At 64.7% G+C, this 22,884-nt stretch carries 24 protein-coding genes and 1 riboswitch; of the genes, 19 read left to right on the top strand and 5 right to left on the bottom strand.

Going from position 1 to position 22,884, the window contains the following annotated elements:
- Positions 1-5: 5 nt before the first annotated feature.
- From AUL28_RS02380 to cysQ, 10 genes are all read left to right on the top strand, one after another.
- Entirely contained in the window at positions 6-2,252 is a 2,247-nt protein-coding gene (locus AUL28_RS02380; protein WP_062230519.1) for a chemotaxis protein CheA, read from the top strand.
- 6 nt (positions 2,253-2,258) lie between these two features.
- Entirely contained in the window at positions 2,259-2,723 is a 465-nt protein-coding gene (locus AUL28_RS02375) for a chemotaxis protein CheW (protein WP_058598564.1), read from the top strand.
- A 1-nt stretch (position 2,724) separates the two neighbouring features.
- Positions 2,725-3,588 carry a CheR family methyltransferase gene (locus AUL28_RS02370; RefSeq protein WP_062230518.1) on the top strand — a complete coding sequence of 288 codons (864 nt, stop codon included), beginning with the start codon at positions 2,725-2,727 and terminating at the stop codon, positions 3,586-3,588.
- Positions 3,585-4,631: a protein-glutamate methylesterase/protein-glutamine glutaminase gene (locus tag AUL28_RS02365; protein WP_058598562.1), complete on the top strand. Its 1,047-nt coding sequence runs from the start codon at positions 3,585-3,587 to the stop codon at positions 4,629-4,631. Before AUL28_RS02370 ends, AUL28_RS02365 begins: the two co-directional genes overlap by 4 nt.
- A gap of 18 nt (positions 4,632-4,649) precedes the next feature.
- Positions 4,650-5,042, top strand: a complete 393-nt coding sequence (locus AUL28_RS02360) for a response regulator (protein ID WP_058598561.1) — start codon at positions 4,650-4,652, stop codon at positions 5,040-5,042.
- The gene (locus AUL28_RS02355; RefSeq protein ID WP_062230517.1) at positions 5,039-5,563 is read left to right on the top strand and encodes a chemotaxis protein CheD; all 525 of its coding nucleotides are present in this window, start codon (positions 5,039-5,041) and stop codon (positions 5,561-5,563) included. Before AUL28_RS02360 ends, AUL28_RS02355 begins: the two co-directional genes overlap by 4 nt.
- A 272-nt stretch (positions 5,564-5,835) precedes the next feature.
- Positions 5,836-6,165, top strand: coding sequence for a hypothetical protein (locus tag AUL28_RS02350; protein ID WP_058598559.1), 330 nt, complete (start codon positions 5,836-5,838; stop codon positions 6,163-6,165).
- A gap of 292 nt (positions 6,166-6,457) precedes the next feature.
- Entirely contained in the window at positions 6,458-6,682 is a 225-nt protein-coding gene (locus AUL28_RS22495) for a hypothetical protein (protein WP_156419867.1), read from the top strand.
- 686 nt (positions 6,683-7,368) lie between these two features.
- Positions 7,369-8,043 carry an exopolysaccharide biosynthesis polyprenyl glycosylphosphotransferase gene (locus tag AUL28_RS02345; protein WP_062230516.1) on the top strand — a complete coding sequence of 225 codons (675 nt, stop codon included), beginning with the start codon at positions 7,369-7,371 and terminating at the stop codon, positions 8,041-8,043.
- Positions 8,044-8,149: 106 nt separating this feature from the next.
- On the top strand, positions 8,150-8,938 hold the full coding sequence (cysQ, locus tag AUL28_RS02340; RefSeq protein ID WP_062230555.1) for a 3'(2'),5'-bisphosphate nucleotidase CysQ: 789 nt from the start codon (positions 8,150-8,152) through the stop codon (positions 8,936-8,938).
- 63 nt (positions 8,939-9,001) lie between these two features.
- Here the strand turns inward: cysQ and AUL28_RS22490 are convergent, their stop codons facing one another.
- On the bottom strand, positions 9,002-9,163 hold the full coding sequence (locus AUL28_RS22490; RefSeq protein ID WP_156418401.1) for a hypothetical protein: 162 nt from the start codon (positions 9,161-9,163) through the stop codon (positions 9,002-9,004).
- 311 nt (positions 9,164-9,474) lie between these two features.
- Between AUL28_RS22490 and AUL28_RS02335 the strand changes: the two genes are divergently transcribed.
- The 8 genes from AUL28_RS02335 to AUL28_RS02300 all read left to right on the top strand — a co-directional run bounded on the left by AUL28_RS02335 (position 9,475) and on the right by AUL28_RS02300 (position 18,131).
- Positions 9,475-10,845 (top strand): UDP-glucose dehydrogenase family protein, encoded by a 1,371-nt coding sequence (locus tag AUL28_RS02335; protein ID WP_062230515.1) that lies wholly within the window; start codon positions 9,475-9,477, stop codon positions 10,843-10,845.
- A 71-nt stretch (positions 10,846-10,916) separates the two neighbouring features.
- Positions 10,917-11,018: riboswitch (TPP riboswitch) on the top strand.
- A 293-nt stretch (positions 11,019-11,311) separates the two neighbouring features.
- Entirely contained in the window at positions 11,312-12,097 is a 786-nt protein-coding gene (locus AUL28_RS02330; protein ID WP_062221884.1) for an ABC transporter permease, read from the top strand.
- Complete coding sequence (locus AUL28_RS02325) at positions 12,097-13,038, top strand: ABC transporter substrate-binding protein (protein WP_156419866.1); 942 nt, start codon at positions 12,097-12,099, stop codon at positions 13,036-13,038. The genes AUL28_RS02330 and AUL28_RS02325 overlap by 1 nt, the downstream gene beginning before the upstream one ends.
- Positions 13,035-13,856, top strand: coding sequence for a bifunctional hydroxymethylpyrimidine kinase/phosphomethylpyrimidine kinase (gene thiD / locus AUL28_RS02320; RefSeq protein ID WP_062230514.1), 822 nt, complete (start codon positions 13,035-13,037; stop codon positions 13,854-13,856). The genes AUL28_RS02325 and thiD overlap by 4 nt, the downstream gene beginning before the upstream one ends.
- Positions 13,853-14,557 carry a TenA family protein gene (locus AUL28_RS02315; protein ID WP_062230513.1) on the top strand — a complete coding sequence of 235 codons (705 nt, stop codon included), beginning with the start codon at positions 13,853-13,855 and terminating at the stop codon, positions 14,555-14,557. Before thiD ends, AUL28_RS02315 begins: the two co-directional genes overlap by 4 nt.
- Positions 14,554-15,219 (top strand): thiaminase II, encoded by a 666-nt coding sequence (gene tenA / locus AUL28_RS02310; RefSeq protein ID WP_062230512.1) that lies wholly within the window; start codon positions 14,554-14,556, stop codon positions 15,217-15,219. The genes AUL28_RS02315 and tenA overlap by 4 nt, the downstream gene beginning before the upstream one ends.
- A 785-nt stretch (positions 15,220-16,004) precedes the next feature.
- Positions 16,005-16,529, top strand: a complete 525-nt coding sequence (locus tag AUL28_RS02305) for a MucR family transcriptional regulator (RefSeq protein ID WP_062230511.1) — start codon at positions 16,005-16,007, stop codon at positions 16,527-16,529.
- Between the two features lie 189 nt (positions 16,530-16,718).
- Complete coding sequence (locus AUL28_RS02300) at positions 16,719-18,131, top strand: HD-GYP domain-containing protein (protein ID WP_062230510.1); 1,413 nt, start codon at positions 16,719-16,721, stop codon at positions 18,129-18,131.
- A 105-nt stretch (positions 18,132-18,236) separates the two neighbouring features.
- Here the strand turns inward: AUL28_RS02300 and AUL28_RS02295 are convergent, their stop codons facing one another.
- The 4 genes from AUL28_RS02295 to AUL28_RS02280 all read right to left on the bottom strand — a co-directional run bounded on the left by AUL28_RS02295 (position 18,237) and on the right by AUL28_RS02280 (position 21,783).
- Complete coding sequence (locus AUL28_RS02295) at positions 18,237-18,632, bottom strand: septal ring lytic transglycosylase RlpA family protein (RefSeq protein WP_058598549.1); 396 nt, start codon at positions 18,630-18,632, stop codon at positions 18,237-18,239.
- Between the two features lie 193 nt (positions 18,633-18,825).
- A complete protein-coding gene (locus AUL28_RS02290; protein WP_062230509.1) occupies positions 18,826-19,719 on the bottom strand; it encodes an SDR family oxidoreductase in 894 nt (297 codons plus the stop codon).
- Positions 19,716-20,918: a tRNA epoxyqueuosine(34) reductase QueG gene (queG, locus tag AUL28_RS02285; RefSeq protein ID WP_062230508.1), complete on the bottom strand. Its 1,203-nt coding sequence runs from the start codon at positions 20,916-20,918 to the stop codon at positions 19,716-19,718. The genes AUL28_RS02290 and queG overlap by 4 nt, the downstream gene beginning before the upstream one ends.
- 172 nt (positions 20,919-21,090) lie before the next feature.
- Positions 21,091-21,783 carry a glutathione S-transferase family protein gene (locus tag AUL28_RS02280; RefSeq protein ID WP_058602012.1) on the bottom strand — a complete coding sequence of 231 codons (693 nt, stop codon included), beginning with the start codon at positions 21,781-21,783 and terminating at the stop codon, positions 21,091-21,093.
- A gap of 275 nt (positions 21,784-22,058) precedes the next feature.
- Here AUL28_RS02280 and AUL28_RS02275 point away from each other — a divergent pair, with 275 nt between their 5' ends.
- Positions 22,059-22,865, top strand: a complete 807-nt coding sequence (locus tag AUL28_RS02275; protein WP_058633328.1) for an undecaprenyl-diphosphate phosphatase — start codon at positions 22,059-22,061, stop codon at positions 22,863-22,865.
- Positions 22,866-22,884: the final 19 nt, after the last annotated feature.

The raw sequence follows: 22,884 nt of genomic DNA, 5'->3' as shown, positions 1-22,884 counted from the left end.
CGCCCATGAGCGCACTCGACGAAATCAGAGTCGTCTTCTTTCAGGAATGCGACGACCAGCTTCAGGAGCTGGAAGACGGCCTCACCGCCATGGAAGGCGGCGAGACCGACGACGACACGGTGAACCGCGTCTTCCGCGCGGTGCACTCGATCAAGGGCGGCGCGGGCGCGTTCGACCTGCACAAGCTGGTCAAGTTCGCCCACACGTTCGAAACCGTTCTCGACGAGGTCCGCTCGCACCGTCTGGCGGCCGACGACACGGTCATGCCGGTCATGCTCCGCTCGGCCGACCATCTGCGCGATCTCGTGGCCGCCGGCCGCGACGGCGGCGATGGCGACCAGGAGCGCTCTAAGGAGCTGATCGTCGAACTCGAAACGCTGATCGGCGGCCCCAAGGGCGGCCATTCGGCGGCCGAGGACGGCGCGGACGAAGACGGCGGCCTGAGCTTGGCGGATTTCGAGTTCACGCCGGTGGCGATGGACTGGAGCGCGATGGGCTTCGGCGACGCGCCGGCCCTGGACGCCGACGAAGGCGGCCCGGCGGTTCGCATCTCCTTCCGCCCGCGCAAGGATCTCTACGCCAAGGCCAACGAGGCCGCCGTGCTCCTGCGCGAAGTCGCGGCACTCGGCGAGGCCGTCGTGCGCTGCGACACGTCGGATGTGCCGATGCTCGACACGATCGACCCCGAGGGCGCCTATCTCGCCTTCGAGATCGAACTCGACGGCGAGAATGCCAGCGAGGCGAAGGTTCGCGAAATCTTCGAATTCGCCGAATGGGACTGCGATCTCGAGATCAAGGCGCGCGGCGGCGCGATGCCTGATTTTTCGGCAATGGGCGATGACGATGCGGGCGGCCTGTCGGTCGCCGATCTCCTGGCGCGTCTCCAGAGCGAGATTTCGACCGAGCCCGCCGAGGGTCAGACCACCGGTCAGGCGGAGGGCTCCCCCCTCCCCTCTCTGAAGCCGGCCCCCGAAGCCTCTGAGCCCGCGAAAGCCGAGGGCAAGGAGGAAAAGGACAAGGCCGGCAACAAGGGCGAGGCCGAAGCGCCCGCCGTCGTCATTCGCGTCGAATTGCACCGGGTCGACAAGCTGATCGACCTCGTGGGCGAACTCGTCACCACTCAGACCATGCTGGCCCAGAAGGTCGAGGAAGCCGGGCTTCCCACCGGCTCCGAGGTCGTCAGCTCGATCGAGGAACTGGACCGCCTGACCCGAACGCTGCAGGACAGCGTGATGGCCGTGCGCGCCCAGCCGGTGAAGTCGGTCTTCCAGCGGATGCCACGCCTCGTGCGCGAAACCGCCTCCGCCACAGGCAAGAAGGTCAACTTCATCACCCATGGCGAGAACACCGAGGTCGACAAGACCGTGGTGGAACGCCTGTCCGACCCGCTGACGCACATGATCCGCAACGCGATCGACCATGGCTTGGAAAAGCCCGAGGATCGCGTGGCCAAGGGCAAGCCGGCCGAAGGCACGGTGACGCTCTCGGCCGCCCATCGCTCGGGCCGCATCATCATCGAGATCTCCGACAATGGCGGCGGCATCAACCGCCCCAAGGTGCGCCAGATCGCGATCGACAAGGGCCTCATCCCGGCCGACGCGGTTCTGTCGGACGAGGAAACGGACCAACTCGTGATGCTGCCGGGCTTCTCCACGGCCACCACCGTTTCGGCGATTTCCGGCCGCGGCGTCGGCATGGACGTCGTGAAGTCCTCGATCGAGGCGCTGGGCGGACGCTTGTCCATCTCCTCGCGCCCCGGCCTCGGCTCCTCCTTCACCATGAGCCTGCCGCTGACGCTGGCCGTGCTCGACGGCATGATCGTGCGGGTGGAGGACGAAACGCTGGTGGTGCCGCTGAGCGCCATCGTCTTCACCTTCCGGCCCCAGCCGGAAGACCTTCAGCTGGTCGGCCAGGGCCGCGCGGTTCACGTGCGTGACCAGATCGTCCCCCTGATCGATGTGGGCGTTGCGCTCGGCTACCGCACGGAGCCGGTGGATCCGCTGACCTCCGTCGCCATCCTTGTGGATTGCGACAACAACCGGCGGGTGGCGCTCCTGGTGGACGACATCCGGGGCCAGCGGCAGGTCGTGATCAAGAGCCTGGAAAAGAACTACCGTCCCGTGCCGGGTATCTCGGCCGCGACGATCTCCGGCGAGGGGCGCGTGGCGCTGATCGTCGATGTCGATGCCATCGCGGGTGACCGGACGCTCGACAATTTCATCTTCGGTATCGACAACGTCGCGGCGGAGTAAGCATTCATGTCGAACACGGCCCGCAAATCCATCGGCTACGGCGTCGAGATGGTGGCCTTCCGCGTCGGTCCTCAGGAATTCTGCGTCGACATCAAGGCGGTGCGCGAAATCCGGGGCTGGACGCCAGCCACCACCCTCCCCCACGCCCCCCATTACATCATGGGCGTCATCAACCTGCGCGGCACGGTGCTGCCCGTGGTCAATCTGGCGGCCCGGCTCGGCCTGCATGTGGACGAGCCGACGCCGCGTCACGTCATCATCGTCGTTCAGGCCGAGGACCAGACCTTCGGCCTCCTGGTCGATGCCGTGTCGGACATCCTCTCGGTCTCGCCCGAGCTGATGCAGGGAGCGCCCGACCTCGCGCAGGACTCGGCCAAGGCCTTCGTGTCTTCGGTGATCGCGCTGGAAGATCGCATGATCGCCCGCGTCATTCCCGAGCGGATGCTGCCCGAGCGCCTCAGGCTGAACTGACATGGAGGCCGCGCGTCTTCTCGCCTCTGTCGCCAGCGACGACCCGGTCCTTTCCCCGAGGGATTTCGACCGCGTCGCCAAGATCATCCGCAAGGAAGCGGGCATCTATCTCGGCGATGCCAAGACGTCGCTCGTCTATTCGCGCTTGATCAAGCGTCTGCGCAATGTCGGCATCTCGTCTTTTGCCGCCTATTGCGATCTCGTGGAATCGGCGGGCGGCGCGGTCGAACTGAAGAAGATGGTGGAGGCGCTGACCACCAACTATACGTTCTTTCTGCGCGAGCCCCATCATTTCGAGCATCTGCGCCGCCAAGTCCTGCCCGATCTCCTCGCCCAGGCGGCCAAGGGCCGGCGCGTGCGCATCTGGAGCGCGGGCTGCTCGATGGGTCACGAGACCTATTCGATCGCCCTGTCGCTGCTGGCGGTGGAGCCCGAGATCGCGCGCTGCGACGTGAAGATTCTGGCGACCGACATCGATCGCAACGTGCTCGCCACCGCGCGCGCGGGGCGCTACGACGAGGCGACGCTGGCCGCGCTACCCAAGGCCGATCGCGAGCGCGGTTTCCTGCCGGCCGGCCCGGACGGACATTCCGTGGTGCGGCCCCAGATGCGCGAGTTGATCACGTTCCGGGAGTTGAACCTTCTCGACGACTGGCCGATGCGCGGCGGTTTCGACATCGTCTTCTTCCGCAACGTGGCGATCTATTTCGACCAGCCGCTGCGCGAGGCGCTCTGGGTCCGCATGGCCCAGCAGATTCCGGCGGGAGGCTGGATGTATGCCGGCCATTCGGAGCGCATCACCGGCGCGGCCGCCCAGCTCTTCAGCCATGAAGCCACCACCACCTACCGGAGGCACTCCAAATGACGCCCGTGCGGGTGCTGGTGATCGATGATTCCCCCACCATGCGCATGTTGATCAAGAACGCGCTGCGGGAGGAAGCCGACATCCAGGTGATCGGGGAAGCGGGCACCGCCGTTGAAGCACGCTCCGCCATCAAGGCGCTCGACCCGGATGTGGTGACGCTGGATGTCGAGATGCCGGGGATGCCGGGCATCGAGTTCCTGGAAAAGATCATGCGCCTGCGCCCGATGCCGGTGGTCATGGTGTCGAACCAGACCGGCCCGGGCACGGCGACCGCGATCGAGGCCCTGTCGATCGGCGCCTTCGACTGCCTGGCCAAGCCGCAGCGGGCGGGCGATCCCGCCTTTGCGCATCTGGGCGAGACGCTGCGCCAGGCAGCGGCGTCCAAGAAAGGGCTGATCGGGATTTCGGCCCGGCGCGCCAATGCGGCCATCGCAGCACAGGCCGCCGGAGCCCCTCTCGGCATCCGCCCGCGTATCTCGCGCGACGAGCCGAGCGTCATTGCCATCGGCGCCTCCACCGGCGGCATTGAGGCCTTGACGACATTGTTCTCCACCTGGCCGGCGGATGGGCCGCCGACGCTCGTCGTGCAGCATCTGCCGGCCGGCTTCACGCGTGGCTTCGCCCAGCGGCTCGCCCGCCTGTCCCCGGCCCAGGTCGTGGAAGCGGAAGACGCGATGCCGATCGAGCGCGGTCATATCTACATCGCGCCCGGCGGCCAGCGCCACCTCATGGCGCTGGGCTCCGAGCCCATGTGCTCCCTCGTGGAAGCGGCGACGGTGAGCGGGCATCGCCCGTCCGTTGACGTTCTCTTTCACTCCGTCGCCCGTCGTTTCGGAAAAAAAAGCCTTGCCGTCATTTTAACCGGCATGGGCAGCGACGGAGCGCAGGGCGCATTGGAGATTCGTAAAGCTGGAGGGAGGACAATAGGCCAGAATGAGGAATCCTCCCTCGTCTACGGAATGCCACGTGCCGCTTTCTCGCTCGGTGCCATCGACGAGGAACACCCGCTCGAATCCATACACCGCGCCGTGTTCGGTGCCTGAAACGAAAGCCTAACGCCGATGTCGCTCACAAAGCAGACGATTAAGATCCTGATCGTGGACGACCAGACCACGAGCCGTCTCCTGATGCGCGACGCGCTGCAGCAGATCGGATTTGCCAATATTCCGTTCGCCAAGGACGGCGAAGAAGCGCTCAAGATGATGATGTCGAGCCCGGCGCATATCGTCGTGTCCGACTACAACATGCCCAAGCTCAACGGGCTTCAGCTGCTTCAGGCGATCCGCACCTATCCGGCAACCCGCATCACGCCCTTCATCCTCCTGACCGGTTCGGGCGATCGCGAAGTGCTCCAGCGCGCGGTGAAGCTCGGCGTCAACAACTACCTGCCCAAGCCTGTGCAGCCCGCCGCCCTTCAGAAGGCCATTCAGGCCGTCACAGGCAATCTGGCCTGATGACGCTGGCAGGCGGCCGAGCTCACGTCGCGCAAGGCGAGATCCGCGTGGAAACCCGCTCGGATGTCTGCCTGACGACGATTCTCGGCTCCTGCGTGGCGGCCTGCATCTTCGATCCGATCGCGCGGACGGGAGGGATGAACCACTTCATCCTTCCCGGCGACACCCAGCATCAAAGCGGGGCGGCCGAGCGCTACGGCGTCTATCTCATGGAAGTGCTGGTCAACGGGCTTCTGGAGAAGGGCGCCGAGCGTCAGAGGCTTCTGGGCAAACTGTTCGGAGGTGCCAAAACCACGACCGGGCGCGGCGAGATCGGCGCGGCCAATGCCGCCTTCGCCAAGCGCTTCCTGGCGATGGAGAACATTCCTCTCGTGAGCGTCAGCCTCGGCGGATTGCGAGTTCGCCGGGTGGAGTTCTGGCCCTGCAGCGGCCGCGCGCGCCAGCTCTATATCGACGCGCCGGAGCCCGCTCCGCCCCCCGCGCCCGAGCCTTCGGCCTTGGGCCAGGTCGAGTTTTTCTAGACCCCATCGCTCCACGAGGCGCGTCCGCCACCGGGCTGCCGCGATCTTCCGCGCAAGATGTCGAGCCGGCGGCAAGGGTTTCCTCGAGCCAGTGGCCGAGCGACGAGCGAATGGATCGACCATTGCCTCCCGCTCTGGTGGCCAGGCGATGCGAAATCGCCTATCCGGCCCGCTCGCGCTGAAATCCGCGCTGGCCGCCTTCTTGATGCCGCGTTTGGGTTTCGATACCCGACCTGCTGAAAGCCACGCGCAGTCCCGGCAGAAAGGTTTCCATGCCCCATTCGCCCTCCCCCCTCCTGTCCGCCCTTCTCGAGCGGATCGGCCACGAACTCTCCGCCGAGGCGGCCAAGGTGCGCGATCTCCATGCCCTCGTGGAAGGCGGGCAAACCGCCCATGCCACCATGGTCACCGCACAGACGATCGACACGACCTCCCAGCATCTTGGTGAACTCTCGGCGCTTTTGACATGCGTCGCCGCCTCGGCGGGCGGAGCGGCCGTGCCGGCGGCCTGTTTCGAGGCGATGACCCTGTCGAGCCTGCGGTCGCGGCTGCTGGGCGAGAGCGAGACCGCCGCCGAGTCGGGCGAGGTCGACTTTTTCTAAAGGCTTCGTTGGCTTACGTCATGCGATACGCAAGCCATTGCGCTCATGCTCCGGGCGACCGTTGCATGGCTGGCGGCTGGGCCGCCAGCGGTTTGTGCCCGCAAGGCCCACCGACGCGTCGGTGAAGGACGGGCAAGGCATACGCTCTCGAACGCGCGACACGAATCGCTGGCGCCAGGGCCTTTCCAACGAAAGCCGAGGCGGCGTTTGCGCCGGGACAACGCGGAAAACAATCCCCTCGCGCGCAAATTGATAGTCGAAGCATGTGCTCCGACGCGGCTCCATATGGCAGATGGCCAAAGCAGAAGCGAACGTCGCTGCTTCCATCAATGCCCACATTTCTTATAAAATTCATTCAACCCAGGTTCTGGCGGGCGCAGGCCGCAGCCTTTCCAGCGCTCCGGCGCTCTGGGGCAAATTGAGGCTTTTTTGCATCTGCTCAGTGGCAGCGCCGCAACATGATGACTTGATTCCAGCGAATCAAAACCGTAAAATTGGAACGATTACATTAACCTGACTTATCTTTTTTTCATCCGTCAGCTCGAAATTCCCTTGCTAAATCGTTTCAGACGCTAGGGCGTCACATTTCTTGATTTTTGACATCCCCTTAATGAGAAAAAATCGATCACCTTATATTTCAGAGATCACGATTTGCTGCAAAGCACAACGACGCGGAATGCGTCGCACAAAACAAGACGCCCAAGCACGTCCGTTACGTTCGCGTTTTCACCATGCGGAACAACAAAACTACGAGAAAAAGAACGACCACAAGACCACGTCGAATAGATTTTTGCAGTTTTCATCTTATTATTTCCAAGCATGTCGACGCAGAAAATTTCTGAGTTCCCTGCCGTAAGCTTGGCGTAAGACCGCAGGAAAAGAAAATATCTCGGTTCCTTGCATAAGTTATCCATCGAGATCCCATCATCAAATACGAAAAACGAAAAATCACAAAAACAACAGTAGCATTATTCGATAATATTTGGCGTAGCTCGATCGACCCACGCGCCTCAAAAAGCAAATCCCAAGAATGCAACCGAAAGGCGTAGATTCGGCGCGCACTCGACAGGGAAAATTGACGGATGATCAAGGTTATCCAATCCTTAATGCCGCGATTCGGATTCGAGGCAGCTTGCTTGCCGTAACGACAGACTTGGCCATAAAGCTTCCCTATCACCGCCCCCGGTATCGAGGCCCTAGGTCATGACGAAGCTTTCTTCCCTGGCTGAGATCAGCAAGGACGTCCCAGCGCTCGGCTACGCCCCCGTGGGCGGCCACGCCAAGCGCAGCCTGGACATCCTGATCGCCGTCACGGCGTTGATCCTTCTCAGCCCGCTGATGCTTTTCATCATCGTTCTGATGAAGATCACCGATCCCGGTCCGATCTTCTTCGGACACAAGCGGGTCGGCTTCGACGGACAGCATTTCCCTTGCTACAAGTTCCGCTCCATGGCGACGAACTCGGCCGAGCTTCTTCAGAAGCTTCTCCAGAGCGATCCCATAGCGAAGGCCGAGTGGGAAGCCTCGCAGAAGCTGCGCAACGACCCGCGTGTCACGCGAATCGGCCGCATCCTCCGCGAGACGAGCCTGGACGAGCTGCCGCAGCTGTTCAACGTTCTGAAGGGCGACATGAGCCTCGTCGGCCCGCGCCCGATCGTGGACGACGAGATTCCGCGCTACTCGCACCGCATCTCCGCCTACAAGCGCGTTCGCCCCGGCGTCACCGGCATGTGGCAGGTCAACGGACGCTCGGACACCAGCTATGCCGCCCGCGTCAAGTTCGACAGCTACTATGTGCGCAACTGGTCCGTGCTTCTGGACCTGCGCATTCTGTTCAAGACCGTCGGCGTGGTTCTGAAGCGCGACGGCAGCTACTGAGACCGGACGGTGGGCTTCGGCCCGCCGCAGCATTCTCGATAAGGCTTGCACCTCCGCGGGCCAGCATGTGAAACGGGTCTTGAGCGCACTCAAGGCCCGTTTTTTCATGTCCGACCGTCTCGATCGCATCGTTTCCGCCGCCCTTCGCGCCGGCGCGGCCATCATGACGATCTATGACGGCTGCATCGAAGCTGAGACCAAGAGCGACGGCTCTCCCGTGACGCAAGCGGATCGGCTGGCGGAAGCGATTCTTCTGGAAGCTCTCGGGGCCGACTTTCCGGATATCCCGGTGATCGCGGAAGAAGAGGCGGCGGCCGGGCGCATTCCCGATGTCGGCGAGCGCTTCTTTCTGGTGGACCCGCTGGATGGAACGCGCGAGTTCATCGGACGCAATGGCGAGTTCACGGTCAATGTCGGGCTGATCGAGGCGGGCGCGCCGCGCCTTGGCGTCATCTATGCCCCTTGCCTCGGCCGCGTTTTTGCAGCCGATGGCGCGTCGTGCTGGCAGGGCGAGGTCTTGGATGGCGCCATCGTAGAGCGCCGCGCCATGCGGGTCCGAGCCGCACCGGCCGAGCCCGTCACCGTCGCCAGCCGCTCTCATGCAACGCCCGAAACCGCGCGCTGGCTGACGCGTCATGCCATCCGGCATGTCGCCTGTCGGGGCTCCTCCCTGAAATTCTGCCTGCTCGCCGCCGGGGAGGCCGACCTCTATCCGCGCTTCGGTCGGACGATGGAATGGGACATCGCGGCCGGACACGCGATCCTGCAAGGAGCAGGCGGCCTCGTCACGACACCGGAGGGAGAGCCCCTGCGCTACGGCAAGCGCGACCAGCATTTTGCCAATGGCGATTTCATCGCGGTGGGAGACCCCGCGCTTCTGACGCTTTTGCGCTAGCGCATCCCAGCTGCGGCGGGCACGCCGGGTCGAGGGTTCGATCGACCAAAATTACGGCGAGCGTCAGGCCAACGCCCAGACCGCAAGGCCCGCCCAGAAGCTGGACGAGATGGCAAGACCGAGGAGAATGCCGCGCGCCGGCGCCAGGCGTTCGCGCGCATCCGAGACATCGCGTTGCGACAGATCGATCGTGCCGGTCACCAGTTCAGCCTGGAAAGGGATCATTTCGATATCTCGCTGCTATCCGCCATCGACCCGCCCCTCGCATCTCGCGCGAAGGGCCGATCCGGCGTCTTGTCTGCAAGACATTAAAAGCAGTGCTTGAAAGGAAGCTTGCGGCAATCGCTCAAATTGCGCCCAATTGACGGAAGCGACGTCAAAAATCCGCAAATGAGAGAATGTAGACAATAAAGGATAAACTTTTGCCGCGAGTCGGTTGCCGCCTTGCATCACCCAACGTACAAAGCCCTACCCATGCTGCACCGCAACGCGGCAGGGACCCTGACGACGACAGCGCCAAGAATGGACCCAAGACGATGGGCAACGTGCCGCCGCTCGAAAGCACCGCTTCGAACCTCGCTGTGATCGGAACCGGCTATGTCGGCCTCGTGTCCGGCGCTTGTCTCGCCGAAGCCGGGCATCACGTCGTCTGCGTCGATCAGCTGCAGGCGAAGATCGACATGCTGCGCGCCGGTGCCATCCCGATCTACGAGCCGGGGCTGGATGAGGTGGTTCGGCGCAATGTCGAGGCGGGTCGCCTGCGCTTCACCACCGATCTGGCGGAAGCCGTGGCGGACGCGCAGATCGTCATGATCGCGGTGGGCACCCCCACTCGCAAGCTCGACGGCAATGCCGACCTTCAATATGTCTTCGCCGCCAGCCGTGACATCGCCCGCGCCCTGACCCATCCCGCCGTCATCGTCACCAAGTCCACCGTGCCGGCCGGCACGGGGCGCGAGATCCGGCGCATCATCGAGCGCGAGAACCCCTCGCTCGATTTCGACATCGCCTCGAACCCCGAGTTCCTGCGCGAAGGCAACGCCATTTCAGACTTCATGAAGCCGGACCGCATCGTCGTCGGCACGGAGTCGGCGCGCGCGAGAGACGTGATGGAGGCGCTTTACAAGCCCTTCACCGCCCAGGGCTTCGAGCTGATCTCGACCGACATCGTTTCGGCCGAACTTATCAAATATGCCGCCAACACGTTCCTTGCCACCAAGGTCTCCTTCATCAACGAAATGGCCGACATCTGCGAGAAGGTCGGCGGCAACATCGCCGACATTTCGCGCGGCATGGGGTCCGACAAGCGCATCGGGCGCGCCTTCCTTCAGCCGGGGCCGGGCTATGGGGGCTCCTGCTTCCCGAAGGACACGCTCGCGATGGTGCATATCGGCGAAAAGGCGCTGAGCCCGGCGACGATCGTCGAAGCGGTCATCGCGGTTAACCGCGCCCGGCCGCACCGCATGGTGGCCAAGGTCGTGGCGGCGGCGGGCGGCGATGTGCGCGGCAAGACCGTAGCGCTGCTTGGCCTCACCTTCAAACCCGAGACCGACGACGTGCGCGACAGCGTGGCCGTTCTGGTGGCCGAACAGCTCGCCGCCGAGGGGGCGATCGTGCGCGCCTACGACCCGCAGGGGATGGGCCATGCCCGCGAGCTTCTGGGCGAGGCCGTCCACTATGCGCCGAGCATGGACGCCGCGCTGGAGCGTGCCGATCTCTGCGTGATCGCGACCGAGTGGCGGGAATTCTCCGAGCGCCCGCTCGCCGATTACAAGCGCGTGCTCGCCGTGCCCATGATCGTCGATTTCCGCAATGTCTTCTCGCCGGCCGAGGCTGCGGCCGCCGGGCTGGGCTATATCTCGATCGGCCGCGCGAGCGTGCCCGCGCCCGAGCTTCTGCCGGCCTGACCATCCCTGCCCCACATCCGGCCCGTCATGGCGGGCCGGTTGACAAAGCCGGGAGAGGCCGGCATCACTCATGCCATTCCGAGGGGTGCGCCTGATGGCGCTGAGATGGCGAAAGCCGAACCCTTGAACCTGATCCGGGTCATACCGGCGTAGGAACGGGAATGGGCGACGCTTCAGTCGTCTTGGCACCTTCTTCGCTTCGCTCCGGATCTCTTGCGGCCCGTTCGGGCCTGAGGAGATCGCATGGGTTTCATTCGACTGAACGCCACTGAACCGCCCTCGCGGCCGAGTGCCGATGCAGGTTCTAGCGCTTGCGCGAAGCCGAGGGCGCGGGTCCCTCGGCGCAGGGACCCAGACAGTCCGCGAGGCCATGGCGCGGTACAGTCGGCGCTTCGTCTCCGCGCCTTCCTGCTCTGGGCCTCCCACAGTTCCTTGTCTTGCCACCCGCCTCGCGAGGCCTGAGGCCATGCGCGCGCTTCGCGCCACGCTGTTCGGACTTCTGGCGGTTCTTCTGATCTGGGCGGGCTTCGTCGCGCTGGCCGCGCCGCCGCCCTATATGCTGCCCTCGCCCGCGCGCGTCGCCACAACGCTTTGGGCGCGCTCCGGCTTTCTTCTGGCGCAGGGCTGGCTGACGCTAGTGGAGACGATCCTCGGGCTCGTTTTCGGCGCTTGTGCCGGCGCGCTGGCGGGGCTCGGCACCGTGCTCTGGCCGCGTCTCGGCCGTGTCGCTTGGCCGCTGCTCCTCGTGCTTCAGGCCATGCCCGTCTTCGCTCTCGCGCCGCTTCTGGTGCTCTGGTTCGGCTTCGGGCTCGTGTCCAAGGTCGTGATGGCGGCGCTTGTTATCTTCTTTCCCGTCGCCTCCGCCTTTGCCGACGGGCTGCGTCGCACCGAGCCCGAGCTTCTGGACGCCGCAGCCCTGACCACCGCCACCCATTGGCAGACGCTGCGCTTCGTTCGCATTCCCCTCGCCCTGCCGGCCCTCGTCACGGGCCTTCGCGTCGCCGCCCCGCTCGCCCCGCTCGGCGCGGTGATCGGCGAATGGGTCGGCGCGTCGGGCGGGCTCGGCTTCGTGATGATCCAGGCCAATGCCCGGATGCAGACCGATCTCATGTTCGCCGCCCTCGCGCTTCTGGCCGCCATGACGCTGGCGCTGCGCGCGCTGGTGGACGAGTTCGCGCCGCGTCTCGCCCCCTGGGCGGCCGAAAGCGGCCCCTCACCCTTTCCCTCCCTCCTTCGAAGGAAATCGTCCTGATGCGTTCCCTCTTCGCGGCCGCCGCCCTTGCGGCCTCGCTTCTGGCAAGCCCCGCGCTCGCCGCCGACAAGCTGACCGTGCTTCTGGAATGGTTCGTCAACCCCGACCACGCGCCACTGGTGATCGCCAAGGAAAAGGGCATTTTCGAAAAGCACGGGCTCGATGTCGATCTGGTGCCCCCGGCCGACCCCTCCGCGCCGCCGCGCCTCGTGGCCGCCGGGCAGGCGGATGTCGCCCTGCACTACCAGCCCAATCTCATGCTGGATCAGGCCGGCGGCCTGCCGCTGGTGCGCTTCGGCACACTGGTCGAAACGCCGCTCAACACGGTCGCGGTTCTCGCCAACGGTCCGGTGAAGAGCCTGGCCGATCTCAAGGGCAAGCGCATCGGCTATTCCGTGGCGGGCGTCGAGGAAGCGCTTCTCTCCGCCATGCTGGGCTCGGCCGGGCTGACGCTTGCCGACGTCACGCTCATCAATGTCAATTTCGCGCTGACCGCCTCGCTCGCCTCCGGCAATGTGGACGCCACGATTGGCTCCTATCGCAATTTCGAGGCGACGCAGATGCGCCTCGAGAAGCATGAGGGCCGCTTCTTCTACCCCGAGGAAAACGGCGTCCCGGCCTATGACGAGCTGGTCTATGTCACGCGCCGCGATCTCCTGAACGATGCCCGCCTGCCGCGCTTCCTCGACGCTGTGGAGGAGGCGACGCTCTACCTCACCAACCATCCGGACGAGGCGCTTCAGCTCTTCCTGAAGGCCTATCCCGATCTGAACGACGAATTGAACCGCACCGCCTTCGCCGACACGCTGCCGCGCTTCGCCAAGCGCCCCGGCGCGCTGGACACGGCGCGCATGGAGCGTTTCGCCGCGTTCCTGAAGGACAAGGGCGTCATCACCGCCGTTCCCCCTGTCTCGGATTATGCGGTGGAGCTGAAGCGATGATCCCGGTCGCGCTCACCATTGCGGGCTCGGATTCAGGCGGCGGTGCCGGCATTCAGGCCGATCTCAAGACCTTCTCGGCGCTCGGCACCTTCGGCACCAGCGTTCTCACCGCCGTCACCGCGCAGAACACGCGCGGCGTGACGGCGGTCGAAACGCTGAAACCCGCCATCGTCGCGGCGCAGATCGACGCCGTGCTCGGGGATTTCCATGTCGGGGCTATCAAGATCGGCATGGTGTCGAGCGAGGCGGTGATCCGCGCCATTGCCGGGCGCCTGCGCGCCCATGGAAGGCGCGCGGTTGTGGACCCCGTGATGATCGCGACCTCGGGCGACCGGCTGATCGACGAGGATGCGCTGGGTGCCTTGAAAGAGGAGCTTCTGCCGCTGGCCGAGGTTCTGACGCCGAACCTGCCGGAAGCCGCGCTGCTTCTGGGCGAGCGCGTGGCCGAGACGGAAGCGGAGATGCGCGAACAGGGCCAGCGCCTCCGCGCCCTCGGGCCGCGCGCCGTCCTGATGAAGGGCGGACACCGTCAGGACGCCGAAAGCGTGGACTGGCTCCTGTCGGATGCCGGCGAGCTGCGCCTCGCCTTTCCCCGCGTCGAAACGGTCAACGACCATGGCACCGGCTGCACGCTGGCCGCCGCCATCGCGGCGGAACTCGCCAAGGGCCATCAGCTGGACGAGGCCGTGCGCGAGGCACGGACCTATCTGCAAGGCGCGCTGCAATCCGCGAAGGATTGGCGACTGGGCGGTGGGCGCGGGCCGGTGCATCATTTCCATGCCCTTTGGCCTGCGATCGCAGGGGAGCGCGCATCGTGAGCGCAGGCGCGCCTGAGCCGCAAGGCGTCGCTGAGCCAGCGAGCATTACGGATTGCGAGCGCTTCAGCGAGCGGCTGCGCGCTGCCGCCGAGCCGGACTGGACGGCAGCCGTCACGCATCGCTTCACGCGCGAACTCATGTCCGGCACGCTCGCGCCCGATGTCATGACGCGTTATCTCGTTCAGGATCATCGCTTTCTCGATCCGTTCCTGATGCTGCTCGGCGCGGCCATGGCGACCAGCGACCGATTCGAATCGCGCCTACGGCTCGCCCGCTTCGCCGGCCTCGTGGCGGGCGAGGAGAACACCTATTTCGAGCGCGCCTTCGAGGCGTTGGGCGTCTCCCCTGCCGAGCGCGAGGCCACGCCTGACACGGCAGCAACCGCCGGCTTCCAGGCGATCATGCGTGAGGCGGTCGAGCGGCGCTCCTATGCGGCGGCGCTCAGCGTACTCACCGTCGCCGAATGGCTCTATCTCGACTGGGCCTCACGAGCACCCCAGCCGCTTCCCGGCGATTTCGTGCACCGCGAATGGATCACGCTGCACGACAATCCCGGCTTTCGCGATTTCGTCGCCTTCCTGCGCTCCGAACTCGACCGGGTCGGCCCGGAGCATCACGCGCTCTGTGAGGATCTGTTTCGCCGGGCCGTCGCGCTGGAGCGCGCTTTTTTCGAAGCGGCCTATAGGGCGGAGGCTTCATGAGCGATGTGTTCGAGCGCTTGAAATCGGCGGCCCAAGAGGACTGGGACGCCTATGTGAACCACATGTTCGTCTTTCGCATGGGCATCGGCGCGCTGCCGGAAGCGGCCTTCCAGCGATACCTCGTGCAGGACTATCTCTTTCTCATCCAGTTCGCGCGGGCCAATGCGCTGGCCATCTACAAGAGCCGGACCCTCACGGATATGCGCCGGGCGAAGGCGGCGCTGTCAGCCATTCTGGATGTGGAGCTGAACCTTCATATCCGCCTGTCGGAACGCTGGGGCCTCAGCTCCGGCGATCTGGAACAAGCGCGCGAGGAGCCGGCGACAACCGCCTACACGCGCTTCGTCCTGGACTGTGGAGCGTCGGGCGACCTTCTCGATCTGCACACGGCTCTCGCCCCGTGCGTCATCGGCTATGGCGAGATCGGCGCGCGGCTGGCCGATTCGCTGGGACCGGCCCATCTGGCCGGACATCCGTACCGCGAATGGATCGAGGAATATGCGGGTCCGGCCTATCAAGAGGTGGTGGCCGCAGCACGCCTGCATCTGAACGGCTTGGCGGAGCGCGCCCTGACGGAGCGGCGCTTCGGGGAACTGGCGGGACTCTTCGGCGAGGCCTGTCGCCTGGAAGCGGATTTCTGGCAGATGAGCCTAACGATCTAGAATTAGAAGTTCCCCTCTTCCAGCGCAGCCTCGCACTGGAAGCGCAGCCTCGAACCGGCCTTGGCTTTCAGGTCTACCGGCGCAGGTTCGCATGGGTCCGGCAAGAGGCGGCTCGCCCGCTGGCCGCCTTCCTTCAAATCAGGCATAGGATTTCGAGGAGGCATTTGTTTCGATCGACGTCCTGCGCCAAATGAATGGACCGGCTTTCCGCCCGCCATTCATTGACCGTAAAATATGTGTTTTCCAGTCTTCTATAGATCCTGAATTTTATAAATCCCTCGCCAGCGCTGCCCATCATCCACCATCGCGCCATCCAGTCCTAGACATGGGACGCCCCGCATTCCCTTGAGGAATAAAGGCCAGTATCAGCCAAGTTGCGTCGCCAGAAAATTCCTTTGCAAAGCAAAACAACCCGACATTGTCTCATGAACTTCAAGACAGGTTCGGAGCAGAAACGAAGATGGCCTCGCCCAATCGAGCGAAGCCTATTGATAGCCTGCCACAATCTCCGATTTCGCCAGTATGAAACAAGTGGCACGGGTGATTCGACGATGGAAATGACGGCGCCATGCAGATGAAATTTGCATGCAATTTGAATTATTGCGCTGCAAGACAGGCAAATCGCGTCACCCAATTCGAGTGTGAAACACCCGGAACCGATGGAATGTCTCGCCCCTGCGCTATTTCGACTTGAAATAGAACGCCGTCACAGGCAAATACACGGGCAATTATTAGACAGCGGTGATCGCGGTATCACTCCAGCGTAATGAGGAGTCTGAAAGGGCATGGAAGATCATTCGGACCAGGTTTCGTCCCGTCGCTATCTCGCGGCGCAGATCGTCAAAGCCTATGTCAGCAACAACCATGTTCCGCGCGACGATCTTCCCAGCCTGATCGCGATCGTCTTCGACGCCCTGCAGTTCGACACGCCGACCGAGGCGCAGCAAGTCGAAGCGCAGCCGCTCGTGCCGGCCGTCCCCGTCAAGAAGTCCATCACACCGGACTATATCGTCTGCTTGGAAGACGGAAAGCAGTTCAAGTCGCTCAAGCGCCATCTGATGACGCATTACAATCTGACGCCGGAAGCCTACCGTCAGAAGTGGAACCTGCCGGCTGATTATCCCATGGTCGCAGCCAATTATGCGGCCAAGCGCTCCGAGCTTGCCAAGAGCATCGGCCTCGGCCGGAAAATTGCGGCGCCGGAGGCCGAGATGCCGGAGCCCGAAGCGAGCGCCCCGGAAAGCGCGGCGGACAACGCCGGCAAGCGCCGCGGCCCGCGCAAGAAGGCAACGGCCGACACCGAAGCCTGATCGAAGCGGCATCTGCCCGATTTCGCCATTCGCGCTCCCGCTGGCCCTGCTGGCGGGGGCGCTTTCGCGTCAGCGTCCCACACAGCTTCCCAGGCGCTCAGACGTGACGAGCGATTTCGAATGGCGGCGTCAAACCGAGCTTAATCTGCCTGATGTATGACACATCAAGATTTGCGATCGCCGGTGCCGATGTCCCTTCTCCCGCTTGCCCCACCTGCTCCTGTTCGGCTGACGGAGCTTCTGGGCGCCCTCAGCCACGCATTGGATCTCACGGAGGGCCAGCCGGCGGGCCATTGCGTCCGCTCGGCCTTTATCGGAACGTGGATCGGCCGGGAACTGGGGCTCGACGCGGGCGCGCTGGCGGATTTGCGCTATGCCATCACCCTCAAGGATCTCGGCTGTTCCTCCAACGCCGCGCGGCTTTGCCAGCTCTATCTGGCCGACGATCTCACCTTCAAGCGAAGCTTCAAACGTCTGGACGACGGGCTGCCGCAGGTGCTGCGCTTCGTGATCGAACAGACGGGCCTGACGGCGGGTCTGGCCGAGCGGTTTCGCGCCATCGCCCACATCTTCCGCCATGGCGGCGACATCAGCCGGGAGCTGATCGAAACGCGCTGCGACCGGGGCGCGGGCATCGCGCGCCGTCTGCGCTTTTCCGAGCGGGTGGCGGGGGCCATTCTGGCCTTGGACGAACATTGGGACGGCAAGGGCCGCCCGCACGGTCTCGCGGGCGAGGCGATCCCGCTCTTTGCCCGCATCGCGCTTCTGTCGCAGGTCGTGGATGTGTTTCATCGCGGCGAGGGCGCGGAAGCGGCCTTGAACGAGGTCGCGGCACGCAACGGCCGCTGGTTCGATCCGGCGCTGGTGTCCGCCTTTCGCCGTGCGAGCGCCCGGCCGGGTTTCTGGAGCCGGCTCGAAGGGCCGGAGGCCGATCTCTTTCCCGCCTGTGAAGAGGACGAGGGTTTCGTGGATGAAGACTATCTCGACGAGATCGCCGAGGCCTTCGCCGATGTGGTGGACTCCAAGAGTCCTTTCACCTCGGGCCATTGCAAGCGGGTCGCCCTGTTCACCGACCTGATCGGCGAAACGCTGGGCTTCACGCCCGAAAAGCGCCGTTGGATGAAGCGCGCGGCGCTTCTGCACGATATCGGCAAGCTCGGCGTGTCCAACATGATTCTCGACAAGCCCGGCCCGCTGACGGACGACGAGGTCGCCCTGATGCGACTCCATGCGAGCCACAGCCGAACCATCCTGTCCCAGATCGGCGCCTTCGCGAGCCTCGCAGAGGTCGGCGGCGCGCATCATGAGCGGCTCGACGGCAAGGGCTACCCGGAGGGATTGAAGGGCGAAGCCATCAGCCTGGAAACGCGCATCGTGACGGTGGCCGATATCTTCGACGCGCTGACGGCCGACAGGCCCTATCGCGCGGCCATGCCCGTGTCGAAGGCGCTGGGTATTCTGGATGCGGAGACCGGCACGGCGGTGGATGCGACCTGCGTCAAAGCGCTGAAGGCCGGCCTTGCGCGAATCGATCCCGCGATGATCGGCGGTCCGGCGGCGGAGCCGAAGCGGAGCGATCGGGCGCTGGCGGCCGTGGCCTGAGTTCGCAAGCCGGCGCGAATCCATCTTGAGAAAAGAACGGGCGGCGCAAGGCCGCCCGGTTCGGCGGAAAGGCGATCATGGCGCAAGCCATGAGACCCGATCCACTCAGCCGCAGCTTTCCGCGCCCGAGCCGTCCGCCGGTTCGATCTGCACGCGCGCATGGCCGGCCGACACGAAGCCGAGCTTGGAGGCCGCCGCTTTTGAGAGATCGATCATCCGCCCCTTGATGAAGGGGCCGCGATCGTTGATGCGCACCACGACGGAACGCTTATTGTTGAGGTTCGTCACCTTGACCTTGGAGCCCAGCGGCAGCGTCTTGTGCGCAGCCGTGAGAGCGGAAGGATTCATGCGCTCGCCCGAGGCCGTCCGCGAATGGAGGGCGTACCAGGACGCGCCTCCGCAGGTGGTTCTGACGCCCGCCGCCTCGGCGGCATGAGGCGTTGCGAGGAGGAAAAGCGAGGTCAAGGCAGAGGCCGTCACAGCCAGCGTTCGTATGTGCAAAAGTCCGCACCCGATCCGTTTCATACGCGCGCGGGCCGAGCCTATTGAATTCCTTAACGAAATCCCCTCGTGGCCCCCGCCGTTCGATCCGGTGGGAATGAAGGCCGGAAAAGGCCAAAAAGGGACGGTTCCATCACGAAAAATAAATTACTGAAATCTTTACGAAATACTCCGTGATCGAATCCCCGGAGACTCAGGGCTTCAGCGCCCCCAGGCCTTCACGAAAGGTCGGGAAAAAAAATTCGTATCCGAGCGATTTGAGCCTTTGATTTCGCACTCTCTTGTTCTCTCCATAGAAAGAACGTGCCATCGGCGTGAGATCGGCTGATTCGAAATCCACCTCCGGCGGCAGGTCGAAGCCGCCAATTTCGGCCGCGAAGGCGACCACATCCTGCGGCGGCGCGGGCTCGTCATCGGTCACGTTGACGATGGCGTTTTCGTTGCGGGCGGCCAGCAGACGCAGCGCGCCCGCGATGTCGTCTACGTGGATGCGGTTGAAGACCTGGCCCGGTTTCACCAGCCGCCGCGCCTTGCCCGATTTCAGATTCTCGAACGCGTTGCGCCCCGGCCCGTAGATGCCCGACAGGCGCAGGATCGAGAGTGGCACGCCGCGCCCTCGCGCCAGCCGCAGCCAGTCCGCCTCGGCCTCGACGCGCTCGCGCGAGCGCTGCGAGACCGGGCGAAGCTGCGTCGTCTCGTCCACCCACGCCCCGCCATGATCGCCGTAAACGCCGACGGTCGACAGATAGCCGATCCATTCGAGCTCCGGCATCATCGAGCGGATCGCATCGCCATGATGGCGCAGCACAGGATCGCCCTCGGGGCCGGGCGCGATCGAGATGAGAAGATGCGTCGTCTCGGCCAGCGCGGCATCGATCCCCTCCCCCGGCCCCGTGCCGTCGAACAGGAAGGGCACCAGACCCTCGCTCGCGAAATGCCGGGCCTTGTCGGGCGAGCGGGTGGTGACACCCGACACGTCCTCGCGCGCCAACCCTTCCACGAAGCGCTTGGCGCTGTAGCCGCAGCCGAAGACGAAGAGCCGCGTGGGGCGGGCGCGGAGCGGCTGGGTCGAGGCGGCTGGCATCATCGAGTGAGGTCTCCGGAAGAGGCAGGCGAAGAGATGTCGGACGGGAGCGCGATCGTGGCGGCCCATTCCTCGCGCACGAGCGGGTCGTCCTCGCGCGTCCGCGCGGCTTCGCGCATGGAGGCGAGATCGGGCGCGCCGAGGCGGGCAAGCGCCCAGACGGCCATGGCGCGTACCAGCGGAGCGGCATCGCTCAAATGCGGGGTCACGAGCGGCACGAACGCGAGGTCGCCGCTGTTGCCGGCCGCGATGAGGCAGTTGGACACGAATTTGTCCCGCCCGATCCGTTTCACCGGAGAGCCGGCGAAGAGCGCGCGAAAGCCGGCGTCGTCCAGCGCCAGAAGGCTGGCGAGCGACGGCGCCTTCAAGTCCTCGCGCGCCCGCAGCTTGGCCTCGGCTGCCTCCTGCGCGAACTTGTTCCAGGGGCAGACGGCCAGGCAATCGTCGCATCCATAGATGCGGTTGCCCATGGCGGCGCGAAACTCGCGCGGGATCGGGCGGCGCGTCTCGATGGTGAGATAGGAGATGCAGCGGCGGGCATCGAGCCGGTAGGGCTCGGGGAAGGCCTGCGTCGGGCAGGCATCCTGACAGGCGCGGCAGGAGCCGCAGAGATCCTGCCCCGCCCGATCGGGCTCCAGGGGAATGGTGGTCGCGATCGATCCCAAGAACAGCCAGGAGCCGAAAGTGCGCGAGACGAGATTGGTGTGCTTTCCCTGCCAGCCGAGGCCCGCCGCCTGCCCCAGCGGCTTTTCCATGAGCGGGGCGGTATCCACGAAGACCTTTACATCATGCGGCCGCCCGTTCGCCTGCATGCCCGCGCGCGCCACAAGGCGGCCCGCCAGTTCCTTCAGCTTGCCTTTGATGACGTCGTGATAGTCGCGATGGCGCGCATACACGGAGATCGCGCCCCGGTCGGGGCGGTGGAGTAGATCGAGCGGATTCTCGTCCGGCCCGTAATTCAGCCCCAACACGATGACGGCGCGCGCTTCCGGCCAGAGCGCGTTGACGGAGCGGCGGCGCTCGGCCGTTTCGGGCAGCCAGCCCATCGTGCCGTGGAAGCCCGACGCGATGAAAGCCTCCAAGCGCGCCCCGCTCACGCCCTCATCAAAGGCCGGCGCGACGCCGAGCGAGGAGAAGCCCAGACGGCGCGCGTCCTCGTCCAGAAAGCGCCTGAGCGCGGAAAGGGAAAGCGGATCGGCCATGGCGTCGATATAGGTGATCGCGCGCCGAATGGGCAGCGGGCAAAACCCGTAACGAGAGCGTCGGGCCTGAACGCGACCTCACCCGAAGGGCGTCACGCTCCCAGTGCCTCGCCTTGCCAGAGCGGGAAGATCATCGACATCCGCTGGAGGCGCTTCGAACCTCTGCGACGCGTCAAAAGTCGAGTTCGGGATAATGGGCGGCGGGCGGCAGACCGCGCACGCGCTCGGCCAGGAAAGGCCGGAAGGCGGGCCGCGACTTCATGCGCATGTACCAGTCCTTGGCCGCCGGCTCTTCTTCCCAGGAGACTTCGCCGAGATAGTCGAGAATCGAGACCGCCGAGGCGGCGGCAAGATCGGCATAGGAGAGCTTGGGGCCGGACAGCCAGTTCCGGCTTTCCGCCAGCCAGCCGATATAGCGCATGTGATTCTTCAGATTGGCGCGGGCGGCCCGGATCGCCGAGGCGTCGGGCGACCCGCCGCCCTCGTTGGCACGCATCTCCAGCTTGAAGATGCGCTCGCGCACGAGATAGCGCGTCACTTCCGAATCCATTTTGCCGAGGAACCATTCGGTCAGCCGGCGGATCTCGGCGCGCTCGGCGGGCTTTTCGGCGAGCAGCCGGCGCTCGCGCTGAAACGCGCCGCGCGTCTCATCGAGATATTCGGCCGCGACCATACCTCCGACGATACCGGGGCCGCTGTCTTCGACGAGAACGGGCACGGTCGCCGCCGGGTTCAGCGCCAGAAATTCCGGCCGCCGCTCCCAGGGACGCTCGTCCACCAGCTCCGCGCGCTCGCCGTACTCGCCGAGAATCAGCCGAACGAAGCGGGAGGCGGCGGACATGGGATGATGATGGAGGGTCAACATGAAGGGTGAGGAACTCGATGCTTCCGGGCAGATCGGACCAAAAGGACGACGGCACCGCCGCAAGGCTGCAACCCTACGGCTGAAATCGTTGGCGGATCGTGAAGGATCGTTGCGATCCGCATCTTGGCGAGCACATAATCGAATCGTTCGAATGCGCAAGACGGGGGATGCGGTGTCATCGCGCCGAAAGCTTCGTCGCGCGCCCTGCCGACCGCCCCGCCCAGACGGAATTCCGGCCCAGCCGCTGCCTCGCAGACCGCCTTTCAGGACCCTTGATGGACACTATCCAGATTTTCGAAGCCATGATCCTCGGCGTGATCGAAGGCTTGACCGAATTCATCCCCGTGTCCTCGACAGGGCATCTGATTCTCGCCCGAGATTTGATGGGCTTCAAGTCCACCGGCAATACATTCGAAGTGCTCATTCAATTGGGCGCCGTGCTCGCCGTTCTCTCGGTCTATTTCGGCAAGCTCTGGCATCTCGTCACGACCCTGCCCTCCTCGCCGCGCTCGCGCCATTTCATCACCGGCATTCTGGTGGCCTTCCTGCCCGCCGTGGTGATCGGCGTGATCGCGCATGATTTCATCAAGGAGGTTCTGTTCGAAACGCCGATGGTGATCTGCGTGGCGCTGCTGCTCGGCGGCATCGCGCTTCTGATCATCGATCGTATTCCCAGCCAGCCGCGCTACACGGACATCGAATCCTATCCGCTGTCGCTCTGCCTGAAGATCGGCCTGTTCCAGTGCCTTGCCATGATTCCCGGCACCTCGCGCTCGGGCTCGACCATCGCGGGCGCGCTCCTGCTCGGCACGGACAAACGCTCGGCGGCCGAATTCTCGTTCTTCCTCGCGATGCCCACCATGGCGGGCGCCTTCGCCTTCGATCTTCTCAAGAACTACAAGTCGCTGAATTCGGCCGATGCCGTGACGATCGGCGTCGGCTTCGTCATGGCCTTCCTGTCGGCGCTGGTGGTCGTGCGCTCGCTCCTCGCCTTCGTCTCGCGCTACGGCTTCGCGCCCTTCGCTTGGTGGCGCATCGTCGTCGGCTCGATCGGCATTGGCGTCCTCCTGGCGCTGCGCTGAGACGCAGCAACCACCACAT

Source organism: Aureimonas sp. N4, assembly GCF_001463925.1.
GTDB lineage: Bacteria > Pseudomonadota > Alphaproteobacteria > Rhizobiales > Rhizobiaceae > Aureimonas > Aureimonas ureilytica_A.
The sequence above is the reverse complement of the archived record's forward strand: the minus strand, read 5'-3'. Positions and strand labels throughout refer to the sequence as shown.

Bases quoted from the DNA above. Each gene is read 5' to 3' on its own strand.
- AUL28_RS02380 (WP_062230519.1), top strand. From the start codon at position 6: ATGAGCGCACTCGACGAAATCAGAGTCGTCTTCTTTCAGGAATGCGAC.
- AUL28_RS02375 (WP_058598564.1), top strand. From the start codon at position 2,259: ATGTCGAACACGGCCCGCAAATCCATCGGCTACGGCGTCGAGATGGTG.
- AUL28_RS02370 (WP_062230518.1), top strand. From the start codon at position 2,725: ATGGAGGCCGCGCGTCTTCTCGCCTCTGTCGCCAGCGACGACCCGGTC.
- AUL28_RS02365 (WP_058598562.1), top strand. From the start codon at position 3,585: ATGACGCCCGTGCGGGTGCTGGTGATCGATGATTCCCCCACCATGCGC.
- AUL28_RS02360 (WP_058598561.1), top strand. From the start codon at position 4,650: ATGTCGCTCACAAAGCAGACGATTAAGATCCTGATCGTGGACGACCAG.
- AUL28_RS02350 (WP_058598559.1), top strand. From the start codon at position 5,836: ATGCCCCATTCGCCCTCCCCCCTCCTGTCCGCCCTTCTCGAGCGGATC.
- AUL28_RS22495 (WP_156419867.1), top strand. From the start codon at position 6,458: ATGGCCAAAGCAGAAGCGAACGTCGCTGCTTCCATCAATGCCCACATT.
- AUL28_RS02345 (WP_062230516.1), top strand. From the start codon at position 7,369: ATGACGAAGCTTTCTTCCCTGGCTGAGATCAGCAAGGACGTCCCAGCG.
- cysQ (WP_062230555.1), top strand. From the start codon at position 8,150: ATGTCCGACCGTCTCGATCGCATCGTTTCCGCCGCCCTTCGCGCCGGC.
- AUL28_RS22490 (WP_156418401.1), bottom strand. From the start codon at position 9,163: ATGATCCCTTTCCAGGCTGAACTGGTGACCGGCACGATCGATCTGTCG.
- AUL28_RS02335 (WP_062230515.1), top strand. From the start codon at position 9,475: ATGGGCAACGTGCCGCCGCTCGAAAGCACCGCTTCGAACCTCGCTGTG.
- AUL28_RS02330 (WP_062221884.1), top strand. From the start codon at position 11,312: ATGCGCGCGCTTCGCGCCACGCTGTTCGGACTTCTGGCGGTTCTTCTG.
- AUL28_RS02325 (WP_156419866.1), top strand. From the start codon at position 12,097: ATGCGTTCCCTCTTCGCGGCCGCCGCCCTTGCGGCCTCGCTTCTGGCA.
- thiD (WP_062230514.1), top strand. From the start codon at position 13,035: ATGATCCCGGTCGCGCTCACCATTGCGGGCTCGGATTCAGGCGGCGGT.
- tenA (WP_062230512.1), top strand. From the start codon at position 14,554: ATGAGCGATGTGTTCGAGCGCTTGAAATCGGCGGCCCAAGAGGACTGG.
- AUL28_RS02305 (WP_062230511.1), top strand. From the start codon at position 16,005: ATGGAAGATCATTCGGACCAGGTTTCGTCCCGTCGCTATCTCGCGGCG.
- AUL28_RS02300 (WP_062230510.1), top strand. From the start codon at position 16,719: ATGTCCCTTCTCCCGCTTGCCCCACCTGCTCCTGTTCGGCTGACGGAG.
- AUL28_RS02290 (WP_062230509.1), bottom strand. From the start codon at position 19,719: ATGATGCCAGCCGCCTCGACCCAGCCGCTCCGCGCCCGCCCCACGCGG.
- queG (WP_062230508.1), bottom strand. From the start codon at position 20,918: ATGGCCGATCCGCTTTCCCTTTCCGCGCTCAGGCGCTTTCTGGACGAG.
- AUL28_RS02280 (WP_058602012.1), bottom strand. From the start codon at position 21,783: ATGTTGACCCTCCATCATCATCCCATGTCCGCCGCCTCCCGCTTCGTT.
- AUL28_RS02275 (WP_058633328.1), top strand. From the start codon at position 22,059: ATGGACACTATCCAGATTTTCGAAGCCATGATCCTCGGCGTGATCGAA.